The sequence below is a fragment of the Phyllobacterium sp. P5_D12 genome, from assembly GCF_054049495.1.
Window position 1 is genome coordinate 1 of sequence record NZ_JBFUMG010000313.1, and the last position, 5,219, is coordinate 5,219.

Below are 5,219 nucleotides of genomic sequence, written 5' to 3' on the forward strand. Positions count from 1 at the left end.
GTTCGGTACTGCGATCTATGCGGTCGGCAGCGATCCGGACGCTGCGGCGGCCATCGGCGTCAGGGTCAAGCTCACCAAATTCCTGGTCTATGTTATCGCCGGCGGCTGCTATGGCCTGGCTGGCGTTTTCATCAGCGCACAGACGGGCAGCGCCGATCCACTGGTTGGCAATCCGCTGCTCCTGTCAATGTTCGCTGCTGTGGTCGTTGGCGGTACGCGTCTCGGCGGCGGACGCGGCGGACCGCTTGGCACCGTCTTCGGCGCCTATATCCTCATGATGGTGGTGAATATTCTCCTTGTTCTGAATGTGTCGGCCTACTATTCGACCATCGCTGAAGGAACTATTCTGATCCTCGCCGTTCTGGCAGGATCGATCTCGTATAGTTCGACGCTCGCCAGGCAATTGCGCAGTGCGCAAGCGCAGTTCAGCGCATGGCGTCAGGGCCTGCTCCCCTCGCAGCTCGATCGCACCGACCGGCGGATGAAAATGCCATCGACAGCCGAGGGTAAACCGGTAGCGTCGACATTCCTGTCGCGCAACAGCGAGACGATCCGCTATGCACTGCCTGCATATTTGTGTCTTCTGGCCGTTGTCATCGTCACCCAATTCTGGCTTGGCCGGGCAATCCTGAACCCGACCTACTGGAATTCGTTGGCGGTCCTGTCCACCTTCCTCGCCATCCTGGCGTTGGGGCAGGGAACTGTAATCCTGACCGGAGGCCTCGACCTCTCGGTTCCCTGGACCATCGGCATAGCGGGCATCCTGCTCGCAGGTATCGTCAATGGTTCCGACGCGGCTCTCGTCTACGCTTTGCCTGCCGTTCTTCTCGTCGCTTGCCTTATCGGATTTATCAACGGCGTTGGAATCGTCGTGCTCGGCATATCGCCCATCGTCATGACGCTGGCCATGAACGGCATCCTGCAGGGTTTTGCACTGGTCTATTCGCAAGGAACGCCGGCGGGATTTTCATCGCCAATGCTCCGCTGGTTCATGACGGGAAAAATCTGGACTGTCACGCCGGTCGTTCCGTTCATGGTTTTGTTTGTCATCGCCGCGGTGTTTTTGCTCGGGCGAACAGCCTTCGGACGCAGGGTTTACGGCATCGGCAACGGATTACGGGCAGCGCAGCTCTCAGGCATCGCTGTCGGTCGCACGCTCATTCTTGTCTATGTGCTCTCCGGCCTTTGCGCCGGGCTTGTCGGGGTATTGCTCACCGGGTTCTCGGGACAGGCAAGCCTTGGCATGGGCGACGATTATCTGCTGCCATCGATCGCGGTGGTGGTGGTTGGTGGCGCCCTGATTACCGGCGGACGTGGTCACTATCTTGGCATGCTGGGTGGGGTGTTGCTGCTCACCGCACTGCAAATGTTCCTGGCGGGAACGACGCTGCCCTATGCAACGCGGGCGATCCTGTTTGGCCTTGTCGTGCTCGGTGCAGTTATGGCGCTTCGTGAGAAGCGGTCTTAGGAGGACAAATGATGAATAAAATTGCACCGGCATCTGCGGAAGAATTCTTGGGTGGTTTGCGCGATCAACGGGTGCTGGTCACGGCGGGGGGCTCCGGTATTGGCTACGCAATTGCCGCAACCCTTTCACGGCTCGGTGCCCGCGTGGCAATCTGCGACATATCCGAATCGCTGTTGAACGAGGCGCAGAAAAGCATTTCACCGGCACACRCAACCCTTGCTGATGTCTCACGGGAAGAAGATGTCGACCGCATGTTCGAGGAGGTGTCCTCTTCACTGGGTGGTCTCGACGCGCTTATCAACAATGCGGGCATCGCCGGTCCGACAGGCGGTGTCGATGAAATCAGTACCGAGGACTGGCGCCGTTGCATCGACATCTGCCTGACCGGACAGTTCCTTTGTGCGCGGCGCGCCGTACCGATGCTCAAGGCATCAGGAGGCGGATCGATCGTCAATATGTCATCTGCCGCCGGCAAGCACGGTTATGCTTTTCGCACGCCATATTCGGCGGCCAAGTTCGGGGTGATCGGCTTTACCCAAAGTCTCGCCAAGGAGCTCGGGCTGCATGCGATCCGCGTCAATGCAATCCTGCCTGGCATTGTCGAGGGACCGCGCATTGAAAACGTCATCAGCAACCGGGCGAAGCAACTGGGCATCTCGCACGAGGAAATGACCGAGCGCTATCTTGAGAATGTTTCGCTGCGGCGGATGGTCAGTCCCTACGATGTCGCAACGATGGTCGCCTTCCTGCTTTCAAATGCCGGCATTAACATTTCGGGCCAGTCGCTCGGCGTTGATGGCAATGTCGAAACTCTGTGAGGTAGCGATGCAAAAGACAGCGATTATCGGCAGCGGTTTCATCGGCAGAGCTTGGGCCATCAGTTTTGCCCGCGCCGGCTATCAGGTGAGCCTGTGGGATCAAGCGCCCGACGCCGTGGCCAAGGCTCGCGGCTATATTGCAGATGTGCTCRCCGATCTTGAGCGGAACGACCTGCTGAACGGGCATTCGCCGGAGGCGGTTCTGTCGCGCATCGTGGCCGAGACGGATCTCGCAAAGGCACTGGAAGGTGCAATCCACATTCAGGAAAACACCCCGGAAAATCTCGAAACGAAGATCAAGGTGTTTTCGCTCCTCGACGAGAATGCCGATGCGTCGGCCGTTATCGCGAGTTCGACGTCGGCCTTGCTGCCATCGAAATTCACCGAGCATCTGAAAAACCGCCAGCGTTGTCTTGTCGTTCACCCAATCAATCCGCCATATCTCATTCCTGCGGCCGAAGTTGTACCGGCACCCTGGACCTCGGGCGAGGTCGTGGAACGGACCCGCGCGTTCTTGATTGCCGCGGGACATGCGCCGCTGGTCATGAAGCGCGAACTCGACGGATTCATCATGAACCGCATGCAGGGCGCGCTTCTGGAGGAGGCCTTTCGCCTCGTGGCCGATGGATATGCGACAGTCGAGGATGTCGATATCGGTATTCGTGACGGACTTGCTCTCCGCTGGTCGTTCATGGGCCCGTTCGAGACCATCGATCTCAACGCACCGGGGGGCGTGCGCGACTATGTCGAGCGCTACCAGATAATCTACGAGCGGCTGTTTCCCCAGATGCAACGCCGCGTCGACTGGGCGGGCGATGTCCTGGAAACCGTCGAGGCCGGTCGGCGCGAAAAGCTGCCGCAGGAAAAGTTGGTCGATCGTCAAGTCTGGCGTGACCGGCGCCTCATGGCACTTGCGGCGCACAAGAAGAAATCAACGCAGGAGTTCGGACAATGAGCGAGACGACACGAGTGACAACCGGTTCGAGCACGAAGGGCAAGGTCATTATAACCTGTGCGATAACCGGTGCGATCCACACGCCGACAATGTCGCCCTATCTGCCGATCACGCCCGATGAGATAGCCAAGGAAGCGCTCGCCGCAGCAGAGGCGGGTGCTGCGATCCTGCACCTGCACGCGCGCGATCCGGAAACCGGCAAGCCCGACCAAACACCGGAAGCATTCGCCAAATTCCTGCCGCGTATCAAGCAGAACACCAATGCCGCGATCAATATCACCACCGGCGGCAGCCCTTACATGAAGGTTGAGGAGCGGGTGAAACCGGCGGCAACCTTCAAACCGGAGGTGGCTTCGCTCAATATGGGTTCGATCAATTTCGGACTTTATCACCTCGTCGACAAATATAAGGAGTTCAAGTTCGATTGGGAAAAGCCGCATCTGCAGGCGACCCGCGATCTGGTATTCCGCAACAGTTTCAAGGATATCGAGTATATTCTTGCGACCTGCTACGACAACGGTACGCGGTTCGAGTTCGAGTGTTATGACATCGCCCACCTCTATAATCTCTCGCATTTCGCCGATCGTGGATTGGTAAAGCCGCCATTCTTCGTGCAGTCGGTTTTTGGACTGCTGGGCGCCATCGGCACGCATCCGGAAGACGTCGCGCATATGAAGCGCACTGCCGACCGCCTGTTCGGTGAGGATTATCGCTGGTCGGTGCTCGGAGCTGGATCGAGCCAGCTTCGCATTGCCGCTCAGGCGGCGGCGCTGGGCGGTAATATCCGGGTTGGCCTTGAAGACAGTCTTTGGGCGGGCAAGGGCAAGCTGGCAAAGTCCAATGCCGATCAGGTTCTGCTCGCGCGCAAGATCATCGAAGGGCTCGGCATGGAAGTGGCGACGCCGGACGATGCGCGCGCGATCCTGCAACTCAAGGGCGGCGACAAGGTCGCGTTCTAGGAGGGTATGATGCTGCGGATCGAGGTTTTCAGCGAAGATCGCAATCAGCTGGGCGAGGGTCCCCTATGGGACGTCGAGGAACAGCGTTTGTACTGGATCGATTCCTACGCACCGGCGGTATATTCCTGTGATGTCAGAGGCGGCGACCGCAAGAGCTGGAACCTGCCGGAACCGGTCGGCTCGCTGGCATTGCGCGAAAAGGGCGGCGCCATCGTTTCACTGCGTAATGGATTTTACACGCTGGATTTTGAAACGGGTGCCGTCGAGCTGGTGCATGAAACCCATCCCGGCGAGCTTCGGCCGCGCCTCAACGATGGAAAGGTCGATCGCCAGGGGCGCTTTGTTGCCGGTTCAATGGATTTCGAGGAACGCGACCCGGTTGGTACGCTGTTTCGCCTCGATCCTGATCTTTCGCTGCATACGCTCGATACGGGGATCATTTGCTCGAACGGGCCCTGTTTCAGTCCGGACGGAAAGACACTCTACTTCGCCGACAGCCACAAGAAAGCGATTTACGCTTATAGCTATGACACCGCGTCGGGCACAGTCGGGTCGCGGCGCGTGTTTACGAGCTTTGACAGTCTGCGCGGCTATCCAGACGGCGCGACTGTCGATGCGGAGGGGTATGTCTGGAGCGTCGAAGTCTATTCCGGACGCCTCATCAGGTTTGATCCGAACGGCGTGATCGATCGCATTGTCGGCCTGCCCGTTCAATCGACAACGAGCATCACCTTCGGCGGTCCGGAGCTCGATATCGCTTATGTTACGTCGATGGCCCGGCCGTTCAACAACCAATACCACCGCGAACGCGAGGCCGGCTGCATGTTTGCCGTGCATGGGCTCGGCGTGCGCGGTCTGCCGGAACCGCGTTTCAAGGGATGAGGGAGGAAACATGAAAATCGATGTGGTGGTGGACGTAAAGACCACGCTGGGTGAAGGCCCGCTGTGGGATGTCGAACAACAACGGCTTTACTGGATCGACAGCTTCGACGGTCGCGTATTTCGCGCCACAGCCGATG

The 5,219-nt window shown here is 58.8% G+C and carries 5 protein-coding genes; all 5 read left to right on the forward strand.

Features of this window, described 5'->3' with window-relative positions:
• On the forward strand, nucleotides 1–1,468 hold a 1,468-nt coding region (locus tag ACXJ5O_RS18025), incomplete at its 5' end, for an ABC transporter permease (RefSeq protein WP_457301091.1).
• An 11-nt stretch (nucleotides 1,469–1,479) separates the two neighbouring features.
• Nucleotides 1,480–2,286, forward strand: a complete 807-nt coding sequence (locus ACXJ5O_RS18030) for an SDR family oxidoreductase (RefSeq protein ID WP_457301094.1) — start codon at nucleotides 1,480–1,482, stop codon at nucleotides 2,284–2,286.
• A 7-nt stretch (nucleotides 2,287–2,293) separates the two neighbouring features.
• Nucleotides 2,294–3,241, forward strand: coding sequence for a 3-hydroxyacyl-CoA dehydrogenase (locus ACXJ5O_RS18035; protein ID WP_457301095.1), 948 nt, complete (start codon nucleotides 2,294–2,296; stop codon nucleotides 3,239–3,241).
• A complete protein-coding gene (locus tag ACXJ5O_RS18040) occupies nucleotides 3,238–4,200 on the forward strand; it encodes a 3-keto-5-aminohexanoate cleavage protein (protein WP_457301092.1) in 963 nt (320 codons plus the stop codon). Before ACXJ5O_RS18035 ends, ACXJ5O_RS18040 begins: the two co-directional genes overlap by 4 nt.
• Before the next feature lie 6 nt (nucleotides 4,201–4,206).
• Entirely contained in the window at nucleotides 4,207–5,082 is an 876-nt protein-coding gene (locus ACXJ5O_RS18045; protein WP_457301093.1) for an SMP-30/gluconolactonase/LRE family protein, read from the forward strand.
• The last annotated feature ends 137 nt before the right edge of the window (nucleotides 5,083–5,219 follow it).